The sequence below is a fragment of the Variovorax fucosicus genome (assembly GCF_030316825.1).
Lineage (GTDB): Bacteria > Pseudomonadota > Gammaproteobacteria > Burkholderiales > Burkholderiaceae_C > Variovorax > Variovorax fucosicus.
This window is the reverse complement of sequence record NZ_JASZYU010000002.1, coordinates 46,837-65,902: the sequence shown is the minus strand read 5'-3', so window position 1 is coordinate 65,902 and position 19,066 is coordinate 46,837. Positions and strand designations below refer to the sequence as shown.

Here is a 19,066-nt window from a genome sequence, read left to right as displayed (position 1 = left end):
CCGCTTCTGGCACCATATTCCCATGTCCACCTCTGCCCACCCCACCATCGCCGACAAGCGTCGCCTGTTCCGCCAGCTGCATGAAGAGCCCGGCTGCTTCGTCATCCCCAACCCCTGGGACATCGGCAGCACGCGCTTCCTGCAAGGCCTCGGTTTCAAGGCGCTGGCCACCACCAGCTCCGGCTTCGGTTGGTCGCAGGGCCAGCCCGACGGCGCCGCGTCGCGCGACGAGGTGCTCGCGCACTTGCGCGAGATCGTCGCGGCGACCGACCTGCCGGTGAATGCCGACTTCGAGAGCGGCTTCGGACGCGAGCCGGCCGACGTGGCCGAGAGCGTGCGGCTGGCCATCGAGACCGGCATCGCGGGCGTGTCGATCGAGGATTCGACCGGCAACGTCGCGCAACCGCTGTTCGAACTCGACACCGCCGTGGCGCGCATGGCCGCCGCGCGCCGCGCCATCGACGCTGCCGGCGGCGACACGCTGCTGATCGGCCGCGCCGAATGCTTTCTGGTCGGCGTGCCCGATCTGGCCGAAACCATCCGCCGGCTGCAGGCCTACGCCGAGGCTGGAGCCGACTGCCTCTACGCGCCGGGCATCCGCACCCGCGAGCAGATTGCGGCCGTGGTGGCCGCGGTCGCGCCCAAGCCGGTCAACCTGCTGATCGGATCGACCGCCACCGGGCTGACGCTGGCGGACGCCGCCGCGCTCGGCGTGCGGCGCATCAGCGTCGGCGGTGCGCTCGCGCGCACGGCATGGGGCGCGTTCAACCAGGCAGCGCGCCTGATGGCGGAGCAAGGCAGGTTCGACGGTTTCACCCAGGCTGCTTCGGGCGACGAACTCAACACCTTCTTTCGCAACGACCTGACCCATCGCGCCCGCACATGACCTTGTCGCCGCTGCCCCGCCGCCTCTTTCTGCACGGCGCCCTGCTGGCCGCCGCACTGCCTGCCACCAGCGCCTTCGCCGGCTTCAACTTTTTCACCAGCGAATACACCGCCAGCCGCGACGAACTGCAGGCGCAGATCGCGCGCCGCTTTCCGGTGCAGCAGCGCTATGCCGAGATCTTTACGGTCGGCCTGCGCGATCCGCAGCTCGCGTTCGATGCACGCGGAAACCGTGCGGCCCTCACGGCGCTGCTCACGATCTCGAGCCCGCTGCTGCAGCCTTCGACGGTCGGCGGCATCGTGTCGGTCAGCAGCGCGCTGAAGTACGACCCGGCGGCGCTCGCACTGCGGCTCGACCAGCCCCGGGCCGAGCGCATCGAATTGCAGGGCGTGGGCGGGCGGGATGCGGAACGCCTGCAGCAGATCGGTGCCGTGGTCACGCAGGAGTTGCTGCGCGACTACCCGCTGCACACCTTCAGGCGCGAAGAGCTGACCGTCGGGCGCAAGACCTACGAGATCGGCGCGATCACGGTGCAGGACAACGGCATCACGGTGCAACTCAAGTAGACAACGATGGAAACGGTCACCATGGCTTGCTCGCTTCTTGACGGCGCCCGGCGCCCTCTTGCAATTCGCTTCGGGCCCTTGTTGCTCGCAACCGCGCTGCTGGCGGGCTGCGCGGCGCCGGGCCCCGACCCGGCGCGCGGCTTCGACCTGCAGGCGCACCGCGGCGGCCGCGGCATGGCGCCCGAGAACACGCTGGCGGCGTTCGCCAACGCGATCGATCTCGGCGTGACCACGCTCGAGCTCGACATCGGCCTCACCGCCGACAACGTGGTCGTGATCTCGCACGACACGGCGCTCAACCCCGACCACACGCGCGACGCCAGCGGCGCCTGGCTGCCCGCCACCGGCCCGACGATCCGTTCGATGACGCTGGCGCAGGTTCAAGGCTACGACGTGGGCCGCCTCAACCCGGCCAGCAACTATGGCAAGCCCTTCGCCGGCCAGCAGCCACGCGATGGCGAGCGCATTCCGACGCTGGCTGCGCTGTTCGCCATGGTCAAGGCGCGTGGCAACGAGCAGGTTCGCTTCAACATCGAAACCAAGCTCGACCCCGGCAAGCCCGACGAAACCGCGGCGCCCGAGCCGATGGTGCGCGCACTGCTCGCCGAAATCGACAAGGCCGGCATGGCCCGGCGCGTCACGCTACAGAGCTTCGACTGGCGCGCGCTCGCGCTCGTGGGCCAACTGGCGCCGCAACTGCCGCGCGCCTACCTCACAACCGCACGAACGCTGCGCGACAGCCGCTGGACGCAGGGCCTGAACGCCGGCGACTTCGCGTCGACGCCGCTGCTGGTCAAAGCCGCTGCCGGCGACGCCGGCAAGGCGCCGGTGATCTGGTCGCCCGCGTTTGCCGACCTCACGCCGGCCCAGGTGCAGCAGGCGCAGGCGCTCGGCATGACGGTGCTGCCATGGACGGTGAACCAGCGTGCCGACATGCTGCGGCTGCTCGACATGGGCGTCGATGGCGTCATCACCGATTTCCCCGATGTGCTGCGCGACGCGATGCGCGAGCGCGGCCGGCCATTGCCCCGGGCCGGCGCCTAAAATCACGGCATGCGCGTTCTCGTCCTCGCCCTTGCAATCCTGCTGCTGCCGCTGCGCGGCTGGCTGGGCGACGCGATGGCAGTGCAGAGCGTGCAGCCGCAGCAAACGATGTCGGCCGAGGCTGGCACCGCGCTGCATGCGATGCACGACATGGCCGGCATGACCGATATGGCGCACGACCATGGGTCGCACCCACCGGCCGCACACGCGCCGGCCACCCCCGACTGCAAGACCACCTGCACCGATTGCCAGCTCTGCCACACGGTCGCCATGACGGTGTGGCCCGAGCTTGCGCTGCTCGGCGCCGCGCCGCGCGAGGCTCCCTCGTTCCGGCCGGTCGTTTTTGCGAGCGCCGAGCCGGCGCGCGGCTTCAAGCCGCCCATTTCCTGATCTCCCTGCCCGTAGTCCGTCCGCCGTTGGCCTTGTGGCCTGTGGCGGCCGCTTTCTCGCTTGCGGAGATCTATCGTGAAGTTTCTCGTTCCAATCCAAAAAGCCGCTGTGGCGTTGAGCAGTGCGCTGGCGCTCGCCGGCTGCGCCAGCCTCTCGCCTGACGGTGGCGGCGCCGACGTGCAGGCGCTGGTGGCCGGCAACCCGCTGACCGGCGGCGCCAACGCGCAGCGCGCGCCCGACGCGCGCTCGGCCGAGGCGGTCGACGCCCTGCTCGCCCGGCCGCTCGATGCCGAGGCCGCCGTGCGCATTGCGCTCGTCAACGGCCCGCGCATGCAGGACGCGTTCGCCACGCTGCAACTGAGCGACGCCGAGCGCGTGCAGGCCGCGAGCCTGCCGAACCCGGTGTTTGCCTTCAGCCGCCTCCGGGAAGGCAGCGCCCTCGAAATCGACCGGGCACTGCGCTTCAACGTGCTGAACCTGATCGCGCTGCCGTGGCAGGCGCGCTGGGCCGGTGAGCGCCATGAGGTGGCCAAGCTGCAGGCCGCGCAAAGCGTGCTGCTGCTCGCCGCCGACACGCGCCGCGCCTGGGTGCGCGCGGTGGCCGCGCGGCAAGGCGTGAGCTACATGCGTGACGCGAAGGATGCGGCCGAAGCCGGCGCCGAGCTCGCGCACCGCATGGCGCAGGTGGGCAACTGGAGCGCGCTGCAACGCACGCGCGAGCAGTTGCTGCTGGCCGACGCAGCGGCCCAACTCGCGCGCGCAGAACAAGCCGCCGTGGCAAGCCGCGAGCAGCTCACGCGCCTGATGGGGCTGAGCGGTGCCCGGGCCGCGTCGTACACGCTGCCCGATCGACTGCCAGCGCTGCCCGCCTCCGCACCCGATGCCGGCGACGTGCAGGCGCTGGCATTGCGCGACCGGCTCGATGTGCGTTCTGCGCAGATGCAGAACACCGCCACGACCAATTCGCTCGGCCTCACGCGCGCCACCGGCCTCGTGAACGCCATGGAGTTGGGCGCCGTGCGCAACACCGTGTTCGGCAACGGTCCGGATCGCGCCCGCACCACCGAGCGCGGCTTCGAGCTGGAGCTGCCGATTCCGTTGTTCGACTGGGGCCAGGCGCGCAACGCCCGGGCCGAGGCGCTCTACCTGCAGTCCGCAGCGCGCGTGCGCGAGACCGGCGTGCGCGCCGCGAGCGAGGCGCGCGAATCGCTCGCGCACTGGAACACCGCCTACGCCATCGCACGCCGCTACCAGGACGAGGTGCTGCCGCTGCGGCGCCAGGTCAACGACGAGATGGTGCTGCGCTACAACGGCATGCTGTCGAGCGTGTGGGAACTGCTCGGCGAAACGCGGGCCTCGATGCTGGCCGTCAACGCCGCGATCGAAGCCCAGCGCGACTTCTGGCTGGCCGACACCGACCTGCAGCTGGCGTTGACCGGGAGCGCAACATGAACCGCCGCAACTTTTTCGCCGGCGCAGCCACGGCCGTCGCTGCCGCCTCGGTCAGCCGCGTCGCGATGGCCACCCTGCCCGAACCGGTGACGCAAGGCTCCACCGCCACCGCGCCGCCGCTGGTGCCGCCGACCGGCCGCGCCTACAACCCGGTCGTCACGCTCAACGGCTGGACGGCGCCGTGGCGCATGAATGCGGGCGTCAAGGAATTCCATCTGGTCGCCGAGCCCGTGGTGCGCGAGATGGCGCCGGGCTTCAAGGTCAACATGTGGGGCTACAACGGCCAGTCGCCGGGGCCGACCATCGAGGTGGTCGAGGGCGACCGCCTGCGCATCTTCGTCACCAACAAGCTACCCGAGCACACCACGGTGCACTGGCACGGCCAGCGCCTGCCGAACGGCATGGACGGCGTGGGCGGCATCACCCAGCCGCACATCCCGCCGGGCAAGACCTTCGTCTACGAGTTCACCGCGCGCCGGCCCGGCACCTTCATGTACCACCCGCACGCCGACGAGATGACGCAGATGGCGATGGGCATGATGGGCTTCTGGGTCACCCACCCGAAAGAGAAGCATCCGCAGATCAGCGAAGTGCAGCGCGACTTCTGCTTTCTGCTCAGCAGCTTCGACGTCGAGCCCGGCAGCAGGACGCCAAAGGTCAACACCATGACCGACTTCAACATCTGGAGCTTCAACAGCCGCGTGTTCCCCGGCATCGACACGCTCAACGTGCGCAAGAACGACCGCGTGCGCATCCGCGTCGGCAACCTGACGATGACCAACCACCCGATCCACATCCACGGCCACGAGTTCGAAGTCACCGGCACCGATGGCGGCCCGGTGCCGCGCAGCGCGCGCTGGCCCGAGGTATCGGTCGACGTCGCGGTCGGCCAGATGCGGCAGATGGAGTTCATCGCGGACGAGGAAGGCGACTGGTCGCTGCATTGCCACAAGGCGCACCACACCATGGGCCCGATGGGCCACGAGGTGCCGACCATGATCGGCGTCGACCACAAGGACGTGGCCGACAGGATCAGGAAGCTCGTGCCCGACTACATGGTGATGGGCGACAAGGGCATGGCCGACATGGGCGCGATGGAAATGCCGCTGCCCGACAACACCCTGCCGATGATGGCCGGCCAGGGCCCGTTCGGCCCGGCCGAGATGGGCGGCATGTTCACGCTGCTGAAGGTGCGGCGCGACCAGAAGCCGGGCGACTACCGCGACCCGGGCTGGTTCAAACACCCGGCCGGCACGGTGGCACGCGAAGTCCCCGGAGCCGCCGTGCCACCCACCGCGCGCGCTGCGCCCACATCACCCGCCGCACCCGGCCGGGCCGACACCGGCGACGCCACCGTGCGCAAGCCTTCATCGGGCCATGGCGCCCACAACCACTGAGGAAACCACCATGCAAAGACGAACACTCCTGCGCGCAGCCCCGCTGCTCGCCTTCACCGCCGCACCACTCACGGCCCTTGCCGCCGCGCCCCAGGTCGAGATCTGGAAAGACCCGAACTGCGGCTGCTGCCAGGACTGGGTAAAGCACCTGAACCAGAACGGCTTTGCCACGCGCATCAATGACGACGGCAACAACACGGCCGCGCGTACCCGTCTGCGCATACCGGCCGCGCTCGGCTCCTGCCACACCGGCCTGGTGGCCGGCTACGCACTCGAAGGCCACGTGCCGGCGCGCGAGATCCAGCGCCTGCTGAAAGAAAAGCCGCAGGCCATCGGCCTCGCCGTGCCCGGCATGCCGATCGGCTCGCCCGGCATGGACGGCCCGGCCTACGGCGGGCAGCGCGATGCCTACGACGTGCTGCTGGTGCTGGCCGACGGCAGCACGCGCGTGTACCAGCGCTATGCGCGCGGCTGATCCCGGAAAGGACATCGACATGAAGAAGCTGCTGACCACCCTCGCCGCCGCCACGCTGGCCGTCGCCGCCTTCGCACAAGCCGCGCTCCCCACGGTAGAGGCCGAAGTGCGCAAGGTCGACCCCGACAGGAACAACATCACGCTCAAGCATGGCGACATCCCCAACGTCGACATGCCCGCGATGACCATGGTGTTTCGCGTTAAGGATCCGGCACTGCTTCAGAAGGTGAAGGCCGGAGACAAGGTGAAGTTCACGGTGGACAAGGTGGACGGGACGTTGACGGTGATGTCGATCGAGGTGGAGAAGCCCTGATGGGTGTGTTCAGGCACGGCCGAGCCCGAAGGCGCCATCGCCTGTGGGCTCGGTGAGCTGGTTCCCCCAGCCGTTGACCAACTGCTGAATGATCTCGGCGACCCTCCTGCACGCAGGCGAAAGCTTGCCCTGCTTGGGGAACGCCAGCGTCACGTGGCGAAAGAGATCGGGCTTGACGAGTTTGCTGGCTTGAAGACGGCCGCGTTGGAGTTCCTCGGCAATCGAGTACGGCCCCATCATCGAATAGAGCCCTGGCGTGTGCGCCACGAGTTCCTTTTGCATCGTCAACGAATCCACTTCGGCGACGGGCACCAGCGCGAAGCCCAGGCTCCGGGCTGCTTCGTCGAGCGCATTGCGCCAATGGCTAGGACGTCGAGGCAGCACGAGGCGCAGACCCGACAGGCGCGAGAAGTTGACCGTGGGCTCTTTCGTGAGCTCGTCGCCCGGCGCGGAGATCAGGTAGGTGTGCGCAACGCTCAGCAGTCTTTCTTCGTGACCGCTCGGGCGATTGAACCGAAAAAGAATCGCCATGTCGACGGCGCCGCTGTCGAGCATCGTGTTGAGTTCGGTGCCCTGGGCTTCGGCGATGTTGAGACGGATGCCCGGGTGCTCGACCTGCAGGCGTTCGAAAAGCCGGGTCATCAGCGGATGCGCTGCCGACGGGATGACGCCCAGACGAACCTCGCCCAGCAGCTTGCCCGATTCCTCGCGAAGTTCCTGCGCCAGACGGTCTGTCTCCAGCAGCCAGGAACGTAGCCGCAGCGCCGCGCGCTCGCCCAGTTCGGTCGGCGCGACCCCCCTGCCCGTGCGCCGAAAAAGCGGGCCGCCGAAACCCGCCTCGAAGTCGCTGATCTGGCGGCTGATGTGCGACTGCACCGTCTGGCGACGGGCCGCCACCTTGCTCAGGCTGCCAGCCTCCAGCACCTCCAGAAAGAGCCTGACGGTCGCGACGTTCATAGAGGATTACCCGTATTAGCCATGCCTAGTTTGGCAAGGCTGATTGCTTGGAATTCTATCTATGCGGAGAGCTCCCGGATTTTTACATTGCCTGTACCCGCTGCGAACCGACCACTTCTCGCAACCAACGCAGTGATGAATCCAAGGAGACTCATTTGAAACTCGCCAGCTTCACACACGCCGGACAAGCCACCTACGGAGTGGTTGAGGGAGATCGCTACCGACTGCCACCGGCCGACTTCCTCGGCCGCCATCCCGACCTGGTGTCGGTGTTGCGCGCCGATGCCTTGCGCGAACTCGAGCAGGCAGCCGCGGCAAGCGGCACCGCCGTGCAGGCGAGCGCAGTGCGCGCGCTCCCGGTGATTCCCAACCCACCCAAGCTGATCTGCGTGGGCCTGAACTACAAGACCCACGTGGCCGAGACCAAGCGCCCGGACAGCGAATACCCATCGCTGTTCATCCGCTTCAACGACACGCTGGCGGCGCACGAGGACACGGTGCTGCGCCCGGCCTTTTCCGAGCGCTTCGACTGGGAGGGCGAACTGGCCTTCGTGATCGGCAAGGGCGGCCGCCATATCCCGAAGGAAGAGGCCTTCGAGCACATCGCGGGCTATGCCTGCCTGAACGACATCAGCGTGCGCGACTGGCAGCGCCACACGCACCAGTTCACTCCGGGCAAGAACTTCCCCGGCACCGCCCCGTTCGGCCCGTACATGGTGACCCGCGACGAGGTGCCCGACGTCACCAAGCTGACGCTGGAGACGCGCGTCAACGGCAACGTGATGCAGCACGCGAGCATCGACGACCTGATCTTCAACATCCCCGTCCTGGTCGAGTACATCTCGCGCTTCACGCCGCTGTCGCCCGGCGACGTGATCGCCACCGGAACGCCCGGCGGCGTCGGCGACCGCCGCGAGCCACCGCTGTACATGAAGGAAGGCGACGTGGTCGAGGTGGAGATCACCGGCCTGGGCATCCTGCGCAACCGCATCGGAACGGCAGCCTGAGGGGCCGCGACACATCATGGCAACCCCCTCCACCCCCAATTTGCGCATCGCGGTCGACATCGGCGGCACGTTCACCGACATGGCCGCCTTCGACGAGGCCACCGGCAAGCTGCTGTTCGGCAAGGCGCTCTCGACCCACGGCCAGCTGGTCAATGGCATCCAGGCCACGCTGGACAGCGCCGACATCGATGTGCGCAACGGACAGCTGTTCCTGCACGGTTCCACCATCGCCATCAACACGCTGCTGGAGCGCAACGGCGCCAACACGGCGCTCTTGATCACCGAAGGCTTTCGCGACATCTACGAGATCGGCCGCGTCAACCGTCCGGATGCCTACAACCTGTTCTTCAACAAGCACCAGCCGCTGGTCAAGCGCTCGCTGCGCTTCGAGGTGGCCGAGCGCCTGCGCGCCGACGGCAGTCTGCACAAGCCGCTGGACGAGGGGGCGGTGCGCGAGCTGGCCCGCGAGCTGAAGGGTCAGAACATCGAGGCGGTGGCGGTGCTGCTGCTGCACTCGTATCGCAATCCGGCGCACGAGCAGCGCGTCAAGCAGATCCTGCAGGAAGAACTGCCGGGCGCCTTCGTCTCCGCTTCGCACGAGCTTTCGCAGGAATACCGTGAGTTCGAACGCGTCTCCACCGTCGTGGCCAACGCCTACGTCGGCCCGCGCGTCTCCCAATACCTCGGTCAACTCGAGACGCACCTTTCCGACAAGGGCTTCGGCGGCGACTTCTATGTCGTGCAGTCGACCGGCGGCCTGTTCCCGATCGAGCATGCGCGCGTCGGCTGCGTTCGCATGCTGGAGTCCGGCCCCGCGGCCGGCGTGATCGGTGCGCAGGCCATTTGCGCGCAACTCGGCATGGGCGATGCGATCGCCTTCGACATGGGCGGCACGACGGCCAAGGCGGGCGTGATCAGCAAGGGCCGGCCGCTCACGACGGGCTCGGCGCTGATCGGCGGCTACGAGCGCGCGCTGCCGATCCAGATCCCGATGATGGACATCCACGAGGTCGGCACCGGCGGCGGCTCGATCGCCCGCGTGGAGACCGGCAACGCGCTGCGCGTGGGGCCGCAGAGCGCCGGCTCCATCCCCGGCCCGGTGGCCTATGGCCGCGGCGGCAAGGAGCCGACCGTGACCGACGCCAACCTGGTGCTGGGCCGGCTCGACGCCGACAACTTCCTCGGCGGCGAACTCAAGCTCGACCTGGAAGGATGCAAGCGCCAGATGGCAGAGCGCGTGGCCGGCCCGCTGGGCCTGGACCCGACCGAAGCGGCCGACGGCATCCTTCGCATCGCGGTGACGCAGATGTCGCACGCCGTGAAGGCCGTGACCACCGAGCGCGGCCTGGACGCCGGCAGCTTCACCATGGTGGTGTACGGCGGCGCCGGCCCGCTGCATGCCTCGGCGATCGCACGCGAGATCGGCATCCGCAAGGTGCTGATTCCGTACGCGCCGGGCTACTTCTCGGCCTACGGGATGCTGTTCTCCGACCTGCGCTACGACTACGTGCGCTCGGTGTTCCGCAAGCTCAATGACGTCTCCTTCGAGGAAATAGAAGCGGCCTACAAGACGATGGAAGACGAGGGCCGCGCGGCGCTGGCGCAGTCCGGCGTGAAGGCGGACGGCGTCGTGATCGAGCGTGCGGCCGACATGCGCTACGTCGGCCAGGAGCACGCTGTCACCGTCGACCTGCCGCTGGCGTTCTTCGAAGGCAAGGACCGCTCGGCGATCAAGCAGCAGTTCGATGAACTGCACAAGGTGCGCTACGGCACGTCGGCGCCCAAGGAGCCGGCCGACCTGGTGAGCCTGCGCGTCACCGTGCTCGGCATCATGAAGAAACCGCCGAAGCACCGCGTGGACGAGGGGTCGTCTGCGCCAGAGAAGGCCGCGGTGCGCACCATCAAGCCGGTGTATTTCCGCTCCGGCGGCTGGGCCGACACGCCGGTCTACAAGCGCGACCTGCTGCGCGCCGGCAACGTTGTCAGCGGCCCCGCGCTGATCGAGGAGCACGCCTCCACCACCGTGATGCAGCCAGGCGACGAGATGCGCGTGGACGAACTCGGCAACCTTCAAATTTCCATCGGGAGCGACCGGTCATGAGCACCCCCCAAACCCCAGCGGCCGCGATTGACCCGGTCACCGTCGAGATCATCCGCAACGGCCTGTATGCCGTGACGGAGGAGATGAAGACCAACCTCACGCGCACTGCCTACAACCTCATCATCTACGAGGCGCTGGACTTCACCGTCGGGCTCTTCACCAAGGAGGGCGACACGGTCTCCATCGGCCTGGGCCTGCCGATGTTCATCCGCGGCATGTCCGAGACGGTCAAGGCGAAGATCAGGCACTTCGGCTACGAGAACATCTTGCCGGGCGACATCCTGGTCACCAACGATGCCTACACCACCGGCAGCCACCTGAACCACTTCACGTTCACGATGCCGGTGTTCCACGACGGCAGGCTCGAAGGCTTCACCTGCTGCATGGCGCACTGGCTCGACGTGGGCGGCACGCTCGGCAACGTCACCACCGACATCTTCAGCGAGGGGATCCAGATCCCCATCATGAAGTACCAGCGCGAAGGCGTGGTCAACCAGGACCTGATCGACATCATCGCAATGAACGTGCGGCTGGCTGAGCGCGCCCTGGGCGACCTGCGCGCCCAGATCACGGCCATCACCACCGGCGAGCGCCGCTACGTGGAGCTTCTGCAGCGCTATGGCGTGGATGCGGTGAACGGTTCGATCCGCCAGATCATGGATTCCTCGGAAGCTGTGGCGCGCAAGAACACCCTGTCGATTCCCGATGGCGTGTATGAGGCCGAGTCCTTCATGGACGATGACGGACTCGAGATCGGCAAGCGCATCCCGATCCGCGTCAAGGTGACCGTCACCGGTGAAGAGATGACGGTGGACTTGTCCGACGTCAGCAAGCAGGTGCGCGGTTTCTACAACTCCGGCTTCACCACCGGCATCGCCTGTGCGCAGGTGGCCTACAAGTGCCTGACCACGCCAACCGACTACCCGGTCAACGACGGAAGCTTCCGCTCGCTGAAGGTGATCATGCCGATGGGCACCGTGATCAGTGCCGAGCGGCCCTACCCGATGCGGGTGTGGATGACCTTCCCGATGACGGTGATCGACACGATCTTCAAGGCGCTGGCGCCCGCCATTCCCGATCGTTCCATCGCCGGCCACCACGCCGATCTGGTGTTTCCCAACATCCACGGCATCTCGCCGGAGGACGGGCGGCTCTTCATCGTCGGCATCGGCCCGCTGGGCGGCGGCTGGGGCGCGAAGTCCAGCGAGGACGGCGTCTCGGTCACGGTCTGCATCAATGACGGCGACACCCACAACAGCCCGACCGAGCAGCTCGAGGCCAAGTACCCCGTGCTGGTCGAGAAGTACCAGATCCGTCAGGACAGTTCCGGCGCCGGACGGTACCGCGGCGGCCTGGGCGCGGAGATGGTGGTGCAGGCGCTGTCGCCCTTCACGGTCACTACCCGCATCGATCGCGTCCACTGCAAGCCATGGGGCCTGGAAGGCGGCGGGGACGCCATGGGCAACGGCCTGGCCGTGCGTCACAAGGGCGAGTGGAAGACCGACCACCTGAACGCAAAGATCTTCAACGTGCGGCTGGAACGCGGCGACGCCTACAAGATGCTGTCGGGTGGCGGTGGCGGCTTCGGCGATCCGCTGGATCGGGAGATCGACCTGGTCGCAGAGGATGTGCGCGAGGGCTACGTGAGCAGCGAGGTAGCGCGCCGGGTCTATCGCGTCGCGCTGGACTCCCGGGGGCAGGTCGACCAGGAGGCCACGCGCACGCTCCGGAATGCGCCGAACGCCCTGCGCAATGGCGCCTCGCCCGACGTCGCCTGGGACGGGCAGTGAGCCTCGTCATGGCCGATGACGTGTCGCAGCGTGCCTCCAGGCTCTCACGCCTGTGGAGCGAGCTCGCGATGCGTCACGTGGCACTCGGGTCCAGCTGCGGCTGCGGCGCTGGCGGCGTGAGCCTCCAGCTGGTCGACTTCGAACTGGACATCGTGGACTACCTCGAGGATCAAGGCCTTCGCTCAGGTGTTGCCGAAGTGGAGAAATTCTTCCGGGCCCGCCCGACCTCTGAAGCCACCGGTCTCCCGCTCCAGACGCTGCTGGAAGATCTCGAGCGCGACGAGTTTGCCGCCGAGGCGAGCGAATGGTTGCTGGCAAGGCTGGAGCGAACCTTGAACTCTTTCGCCGAGCTTCACGGCGGGCGACAGCAGGGTGGGTCATGACCGGCCACTTCTCCTCGCTGCTGGGCGCCGACCAGCCCGGGCATGCGCGCGTGCCTGTGACGGTGCTGACCGGATTCCTTGGCAGCGGAAAGACGACGCTTCTCAACGAGCTGCTGCGCGAACCTGATCTGCACGGCACCGCAGTCATCGTCAACGAGTTCGGTGAAGTTGGAATCGACCACGACCTTATCGCCAACACGACGGAAGACACCATCCTGCTGGCCAACGGCTGCATGTGTTGTGCGGTGCGCGGCGATCTCATCGGGGCGCTGGCGAGTCTCGGGGAACGAGCCGCTTCCGATGGCTCGGCGCTGCGGCAGGTATTGATCGAAACCAGCGGCCTTGCCGACCCTGCGCCCATCCTCCGAACCCTGATGGGAGAGCCCGCTGTCAAGGATCGCTTCACCTTGGCGGGCGTGTGCTGCACGGTCGACGCGGTGCTGGCGCCTCGCACGCTCGATCGGCATCCGGAGGCCGCCCGGCAGATCGCCATGGCCGATCACCTCTTCCTCACAAAGACCGACCTCCTGGGCGAACCGGTATCGCAGGCGTTGCTGGACTGCCTGAGGGGCCTGAATCCCACGGCCACGGTGCACCAGCAGCGCGAAGCGCACGCGGCCGTGCTGCGGCAGACGATGGAGACACGCGCCAACGACGCGCGGCCTGTCCCCGCAGAGAGCGGTCCGTTCTACAGGCCGATGCCGGTCACCGGCGACGCGGGCGAGCCACCGCCCCATTCGGGCGGAATCACTTCATTCGTGATCGTTCGCGACGATCCGTTGCCGCGCGACGGCTTCTATGCCTGGCTCGACATGGTGATCGCGATGCGCGGCGAAGACCTGCTGCGCGTGAAAGGAATCGTCAACCTGGCCGAGCAGCCGGAGCAGCCGCTTGTCTTCCACGGCGTACAGCACCTGTACCAGCCGCCTGTGTCGTTGCCGGCTTGGCCGAGCCTGGACCGGCGCACCCGGATTGTCTTCATCACACGCGGCGTCGACGCAGAGGCGCTGGACGAGTCCCTGCGCGTTTTCGAGCGACGTCGACGGCAGAGGCCGCCTGCGGCCTCTTCACCGGACACCTCATTCAAACCAAAGGAGACACCATGAAATCGCTGAAAGTACTGGCCGCATGCGCGGTGCTCGCGGTCGCGCCCGCATGGGCGCAGACCGCCAAGTTCCCCGATCGGTTGATCCGCATCGTCGTTCCGTTTGCTGCAGGCGGCGGCGTGGACAACATCGCGCGCCTCCTGGCCAACCAGCTGCACACGCAGCTTGGGGGGGTGCCCGTGATCGTGGAGAACCGCGCCGGTGCCAACGGCGCGCTGGGTGGCAAGGCGGTGCAGACGGCGCCCGCCGACGGCTACACCCTGCTCTTCTCCGCGGCGACGCACGTACTGGCCAAGGAGGTCATGAGCACGCCGCCCTACGACCCGCAAACGGACTTCGCCCCGATTGCGCGCGTTGCCGAGGCACCGCTAATGCTCGTCATTGCGCCCCAACTCGAGCCGCGGAAACTCTCCGAGCTGCTGGCTGCGGCGAAGAAAGAGCCGGACAAGTGGACGGCGGCCATACCTGCTGCGGGTGCGCCCAGCCATCTGGCCACATTGCTTCTGGCCAAGCAGGGCAACGTCAAGTTCACCTATGTGCCTTACAAGGGCACGCAACCAGCGCTGGTGGACGTGGGGGGCGGACACGTGCAGCTCCTGATGGACTCGATGATCTCGGTGCTGCCGTTGGCCAAGGCCGGGCGGGTTCGCCCGATTGCCATCAGCTCCGCCAAGCGCAGTCCGCTCGCGCCGGATGTCCCGACGGTGCAGGAAAGCGGGCTGCCGGGTTTCACCTACGGGTCGTGGTACGGCGTATGGGCTCCCAAGGGCACCCCCGCCGATCGCGTCCAGTTGCTCAACAGTGCGATCAACGCCGCCATGTCCGAGCTGGGCAAGTCGGGCGCGCTGGCAAGCCTTGGCGTCGAGCCGGTGACCCAGGACGTCGAGCAGTTCAAACGCTATGTCGCCGGCTTCGTGACCCAAAGCGCCGACCTGCTCAAGAGCGCCGGCTTCAAGCCCGAATGACACGGGCGTCGCGCACCACTCAACCCAAGGAGATCAGACCATGAACAGAACCACCATCGTGGCAGCTAGCTTGCTGTCCTGCGCTACCGCGGCGACAGCCCAGTCGTCCGTCACGCTCTTCGGCGTCGTCGATGTCGGGGTCAGCTACTACAGCGCCAGGAGCGACTTCTACAACAACACGGCTTCGCCCGTCATCGCACAGCCCGGCGTCACCCGGAGCCAGACGGCGTTGTCGAACAGCGGGACTTCCAACAGCCGCCTGGGCTTTCGCGGCACGGAGGATCTCGGCGGTGGACTTGCCGCCGGCTTCTGGCTGGAATCTGCCATGACACCGGACAACGGTGCTGCCGCGATGGCCTTCAATCGGCGGTCTACCGTCGGCTTGTCGGGGCCCTTTGGCGAGATTCGCCTGGGCCGCGACTTCACGCCGACGTTCTGGAACGACTCTGTGTTCAGCCCGTTCAGCACGATCGGCGTCGGCGCCAATGTCGTGTCCACCGTCGGGACGAACCTGCAGGTCGCAAGAGGCCCTGGCTCGCTGGCGGCGGCTTCCGACAACTACCTTCGCACCAGCAACAGCATCGGCTACTTCCTTCCACCCAATCTGGGCGGGATCTATGGCCAACTGCAGTACGCCCTGCACGAGAACGTTTCGCAGAGCAATCTGCCAGGCAGTCCGAGCGGCAAGGGCCGCTATTTCGGTGGCCGCCTGGGCTATGCGGCCGGGCCGCTCGATGTGGCTTTGGCCTACGGAGAGAGCACCGCCGCGGACACCACCGGCGTGAACGCCGCTGGATTGCGCACCGGCGTCAACCTGGACGAGAAGATCAAGACCCTCAATCTCGGTGCCTCGTACGATTTTGGTTTCGTGAAGATCTTCGGTGAAGTCTCGCAAGTCGCAGACCGGGCGCTGTCGACGGCTCCGGTACCGGTTCTTGGTCTCGTCACGCTGCGTGATTCAGACAAGTACAAGGGCGGCCTGCTGGGCATCACCGTGCCCGTTGGTGCGGGGCTGATCAAGGCCGCTTATTCACGCGTCAAGTTCGACAACGACCTCGGCCCGCAGGCGACCTCATTGACACCGCGACGGGACGCGTCGGTCAGCAAGCTTGCCATCGGCCTCGACTACAACCTCTCCAAGCGCACCGCGCTGTACGCAACGGCAGCCCGGATCCGGATCAAGGACGGGCAGAACAATCCGGCCATCATGGGCGCGGTGACAGGCGGTGTGACGTATCTGTCCACGGGCGCGGGAACATCAGGATTCGCGCCACGCAGTTCCACCGGATATGACTTTGGCATCCGGCACGCGTTCTGAGTTTTGGGTTCGCGGGCGAACAGACGGAACGCGCCCGGATCTTTAAAACTCCGCGCGCCTCGCAAAAATCAAGCCGGCGCATCAGCAGGTGCTCGCCGAACTTGTCTCGGTATTCGATGGCTGGACGCTAGCCATCTGGTTTGTCCGGCCGGATAGACCTAGGACGCGCTCGGGCAGAGCGCGGCCATCTGCTCTGAATACGGCATCAATTAGCGCCCTAATTCCCGCCTAATTGAAAGGTCAGTTTGCGGTCAGATTAATTCGCTACCGCAGAATTGACGGGCACGGACGCCTTCATGAATTAGCAAAGAATTAGGCATTCTTTTGACACACAGATGTCATCCGCTATTTCTACATTTCTCCTCGATGTGGCGTTTTGAATTCAAAACGCAGATGCGCAGCATGTCCCATGCAGGCCGGTCAAAACCATTCATAACAAACTGCCCCGAGATATATATGATGATTTTCGAAAAGAAAGTTTTGCTCACGTCATTGACGACAATTGCGGCTTGCGTGCTCGCCGCTTGTGGAGGCGGAAGCGACGGGAGCAGCGGGTTCTTCCCGATCAGCACCCCACCCGCGAACTCGACCAGCACGACCCTCAGCGGCGTGGTGGCCGCCAGTGGCTACGTGCCGGGCAGCGCCACGGGCAACCCGACCCTGAAGGCCGGCTACTACCAGAAGGCAACGGTCTTTGTCGACACCAACGGCAACGGCGTGCTCGACAGCGGCGAAACGTCGACCGTCACCGATGCCAGCGGCAAGTTCACGCTGACGACCACCACCACCGGGCCGCTGGTGGCCGATATCGGCACCACCGCGACCAATACCGCCACCGGCGCTGGAGTGGCCAGCCACCTCATCCTGCGCGCGTCGGCCGACCAGATCGCCGACCAGGGCGCGGGCAAGATCGTCATCAGCCCGCTGTCGAGCGAAGCGCAACGCCTGGTGGAAGCCAACGGCAGCAGCTACGCGACCGAAAAGGCCAACCTCGTCGCGCGCCTCAATGGGCCGGCCTTCAATCTGGGTATGGCCGCGTTCACCGACCCGCTGGCAGACGTCAACACCCTGACCGGCGCCACCCAATATGCGGCGCTGTTCGAAGACAACCAGCTGACCAACCGCTACACCTACGCAACGACCAAGCTCGACCGCAAAGACCTGTTCCCCGACAACCTGGCCGTCGCGGGTGGCGACCCCCGCCTCGTCGGCCTGTCGAGCGTGACGCTCACCAACAGGGACGGCAGCAAGGCCACCCCCACCGTGCCGACGCAAAAGCAGGCGCCCATCACCTTCGCGCAGGCGCAGCAGGCGGCCTTCAATGTGGAAGGCGTGCCGGCGTACGACAACATTTTCATCATCGTCGAGGAAAACAAGTCGACCGATGTGATCGTCGGCAACTCGCGGGCCGTGAACATCAACTACATCCTGAACAAATACAACCAGCTGACCACGTACTACTCGACCGGCAATCCGTCCGAGCCGAACTACACCGCGCTGGGCGGCGGCGATGACTTCGGCATCACCGACGACAACTGGTTCGGTTGCGGTGCCGTCGCCGGCAGCCCCTACGCAATCACCGACGTCGCGTTCGCTGGCGGCGCGGCCTCCGACGGCCAGCCCTTGCCCACCCAGGACAAGCTTCCCCCGGCAACCAGCGCCACCCGCGCCGGCTACAGCGCGGCCAGTGCAACCTGCGGCGACAACCCGACCGGCGGCGCCGTGCACAACATCCCTGGCAACAACCTGTTCACGTTGATGTCCAAGACGGGCCGCACCATCCGTACCTACAGCGAGTCGATGAACCCCGGCCAGGATGTGCGCGCCGACAGCATTGCAGATGCAGCCGTGACCGCCACGTACGACACGAGCAGCCGTCTGAACGGCGTCACCAACCTCGACGGCTCCACGCCCAACCTCACCGGCACCGCCAACTTTGCCGTGGTGGGCGGCCTGTACAAGGTCAAGCACGGCCCGTCGATCGCCTACCAGGACGCACGCAACCTGCCCGAGTTTGCGGCCACCAACCGCACCATCTTCGGCACGCAGTACCAGGAAGCAGACTGGCTCAAATCCACGGCCTACAAGGTTCCGAGCGGCTGGATCTACGATCAGTTCAGCAAGGATCTGGCCACGGGCGATGTGGGCAACATCAACTTCATCGTTCCGGACCAGTGCGACGACATGCATGGCGTCGGCAGCGACACGAGCTGCGTCAGCAACAACAACGGCCAGGCCAACGGCGTCATGCGTGCCGACATCTACCTCGGCATGACGGTCAAGGCGATCCAGAACTCGGCGCTTTGGAAGAATCCGCAAAAGCGCGTCGCGATCGTCGTGATGTACGACGAAGGCGAAGGCGGCAGCAACGGCTCCTGCTGCGGCTGGAACGCGGGTGGCAAGAATTCCGGCGCCGCACCGGTGACCGTGGACGCGAGCGGCAAGGCGACGGCCACCACTGCGCCGAGCAACTACGCCGCGGGCAACTTCGGTCACGGCAATTCGATCTTCGGCATCATCTCCAACCAGCAGGACGTGGGCACGGCGAAGAAGAAGGTTGCAGACAGCGACGCCTACAGCCACTTCTCGTTCGTGCGTACGCTGCAAGACATGTTCCAGATCGCCGACCCGGCCGTTGATGCGTCGTACCTGAACCGCGCCAAATACACGGAAGCATTCATCACGGCCAACATCACGGCTCTGCCGGAATTCGCAGGCAGCGCGGACACGCATTTCGACTCGGTGCGGCCGATCAACCACGCCTATGTGATCCCGGGCAACTACACGCAGAAGCTGTACCCAGCCGACATCGTCGGCCAGGTCGACACCCTCACGGGCAAGCTCGAGGGCCAGATCACCCCGCAAGTGGGTCCCGACGCGAGCCAGACCAACGTCTGGGCGACCAGGTAAGCCGAG

The 19,066-nt window shown here is 66.6% G+C and carries 18 protein-coding genes; 16 read left to right on the top strand and 2 right to left on the bottom strand.

The features are described 5' to 3' along the window. Nucleotides 1–22: 22 nt before the first annotated feature. The 8 genes from QTI05_RS12325 to QTI05_RS12290 all read left to right on the top strand — a co-directional run bounded on the left by QTI05_RS12325 (nt 23) and on the right by QTI05_RS12290 (nt 6,523). The gene (locus QTI05_RS12325) at nt 23–886 is read left to right on the top strand and encodes an isocitrate lyase/PEP mutase family protein (RefSeq protein WP_286624770.1); all 864 of its coding nucleotides are present in this window, start codon (nt 23–25) and stop codon (nt 884–886) included. Further along, complete coding sequence (locus tag QTI05_RS12320; protein ID WP_286546882.1) at nt 883–1,452, top strand: DUF1439 domain-containing protein; 570 nt, start codon at nt 883–885, stop codon at nt 1,450–1,452. The genes QTI05_RS12325 and QTI05_RS12320 overlap by 4 nt, the downstream gene beginning before the upstream one ends. A 6-nt stretch (nt 1,453–1,458) precedes the next feature. Further along, nucleotides 1,459–2,496 carry a glycerophosphodiester phosphodiesterase gene (locus tag QTI05_RS12315; RefSeq protein ID WP_286624773.1) on the top strand — a complete coding sequence of 346 codons (1,038 nt, stop codon included), beginning with the start codon at nt 1,459–1,461 and terminating at the stop codon, nt 2,494–2,496. Nucleotides 2,497–2,505: 9 nt separating this feature from the next. After that, nucleotides 2,506–2,886 (top strand): hypothetical protein, encoded by a 381-nt coding sequence (locus QTI05_RS12310; protein ID WP_286624774.1) that lies wholly within the window; start codon nt 2,506–2,508, stop codon nt 2,884–2,886. A gap of 75 nt (nt 2,887–2,961) precedes the next feature. Next, nucleotides 2,962–4,338 (top strand): TolC family protein, encoded by a 1,377-nt coding sequence (locus tag QTI05_RS12305; RefSeq protein ID WP_286624775.1) that lies wholly within the window; start codon nt 2,962–2,964, stop codon nt 4,336–4,338. Continuing rightward, complete coding sequence (locus QTI05_RS12300) at nt 4,335–5,735, top strand: multicopper oxidase family protein (RefSeq protein ID WP_286624777.1); 1,401 nt, start codon at nt 4,335–4,337, stop codon at nt 5,733–5,735. The genes QTI05_RS12305 and QTI05_RS12300 overlap by 4 nt, the downstream gene beginning before the upstream one ends. 10 nt (nt 5,736–5,745) lie before the next feature. Continuing rightward, complete coding sequence (locus QTI05_RS12295) at nt 5,746–6,210, top strand: DUF411 domain-containing protein (RefSeq protein ID WP_286624779.1); 465 nt, start codon at nt 5,746–5,748, stop codon at nt 6,208–6,210. Nucleotides 6,211–6,229: 19 nt separating this feature from the next. Next, a complete protein-coding gene (locus QTI05_RS12290; RefSeq protein ID WP_286624781.1) occupies nt 6,230–6,523 on the top strand; it encodes a copper-binding protein in 294 nt (97 codons plus the stop codon). Nucleotides 6,524–6,532: 9 nt separating this feature from the next. Here QTI05_RS12290 and QTI05_RS12285 read toward each other — a convergent pair whose 3' ends face one another. After that, nucleotides 6,533–7,480 (bottom strand): LysR family transcriptional regulator, encoded by a 948-nt coding sequence (locus QTI05_RS12285; RefSeq protein ID WP_286546872.1) that lies wholly within the window; start codon nt 7,478–7,480, stop codon nt 6,533–6,535. 155 nt (nt 7,481–7,635) lie between these two features. On the opposite strand from QTI05_RS12285, the gene QTI05_RS12280 reads away from it, so the two are divergent. From QTI05_RS12280 to QTI05_RS12250, 7 genes are read left to right on the top strand one after another with little or no spacing between them, the layout of a single operon-like run. Continuing rightward, entirely contained in the window at nt 7,636–8,487 is an 852-nt protein-coding gene (locus QTI05_RS12280; protein WP_286624783.1) for a fumarylacetoacetate hydrolase family protein, read from the top strand. A gap of 16 nt (nt 8,488–8,503) precedes the next feature. After that, nucleotides 8,504–10,588 (top strand): hydantoinase/oxoprolinase family protein, encoded by a 2,085-nt coding sequence (locus QTI05_RS12275; protein ID WP_286624785.1) that lies wholly within the window; start codon nt 8,504–8,506, stop codon nt 10,586–10,588. Continuing rightward, entirely contained in the window at nt 10,585–12,378 is a 1,794-nt protein-coding gene (locus tag QTI05_RS12270) for a hydantoinase B/oxoprolinase family protein (protein WP_286624787.1), read from the top strand. The genes QTI05_RS12275 and QTI05_RS12270 overlap by 4 nt, the downstream gene beginning before the upstream one ends. 8 nt (nt 12,379–12,386) lie before the next feature. Then, the gene (locus QTI05_RS12265) at nt 12,387–12,761 is read left to right on the top strand and encodes a hypothetical protein (protein WP_286624789.1); all 375 of its coding nucleotides are present in this window, start codon (nt 12,387–12,389) and stop codon (nt 12,759–12,761) included. After that, complete coding sequence (locus tag QTI05_RS12260; RefSeq protein ID WP_286624790.1) at nt 12,758–13,867, top strand: CobW family GTP-binding protein; 1,110 nt, start codon at nt 12,758–12,760, stop codon at nt 13,865–13,867. Before QTI05_RS12265 ends, QTI05_RS12260 begins: the two co-directional genes overlap by 4 nt. Further along, entirely contained in the window at nt 13,864–14,832 is a 969-nt protein-coding gene (locus QTI05_RS12255; RefSeq protein WP_286624793.1) for a Bug family tripartite tricarboxylate transporter substrate binding protein, read from the top strand. The genes QTI05_RS12260 and QTI05_RS12255 overlap by 4 nt, the downstream gene beginning before the upstream one ends. A 40-nt stretch (nt 14,833–14,872) precedes the next feature. Then, nucleotides 14,873–16,150 (top strand): porin, encoded by a 1,278-nt coding sequence (locus QTI05_RS12250; protein ID WP_286624795.1) that lies wholly within the window; start codon nt 14,873–14,875, stop codon nt 16,148–16,150. A 338-nt stretch (nt 16,151–16,488) separates the two neighbouring features. On the opposite strand, the gene QTI05_RS12245 is transcribed toward QTI05_RS12250, so the two are convergent. Further along, complete coding sequence (locus QTI05_RS12245; protein ID WP_286624797.1) at nt 16,489–16,746, bottom strand: hypothetical protein; 258 nt, start codon at nt 16,744–16,746, stop codon at nt 16,489–16,491. A 13-nt stretch (nt 16,747–16,759) separates the two neighbouring features. On the opposite strand from QTI05_RS12245, the gene QTI05_RS12240 reads away from it, so the two are divergent. After that, nucleotides 16,760–19,060 carry an alkaline phosphatase family protein gene (locus tag QTI05_RS12240; RefSeq protein WP_286624799.1) on the top strand — a complete coding sequence of 767 codons (2,301 nt, stop codon included), beginning with the start codon at nt 16,760–16,762 and terminating at the stop codon, nt 19,058–19,060. Nucleotides 19,061–19,066 lie beyond the last annotated feature (6 nt).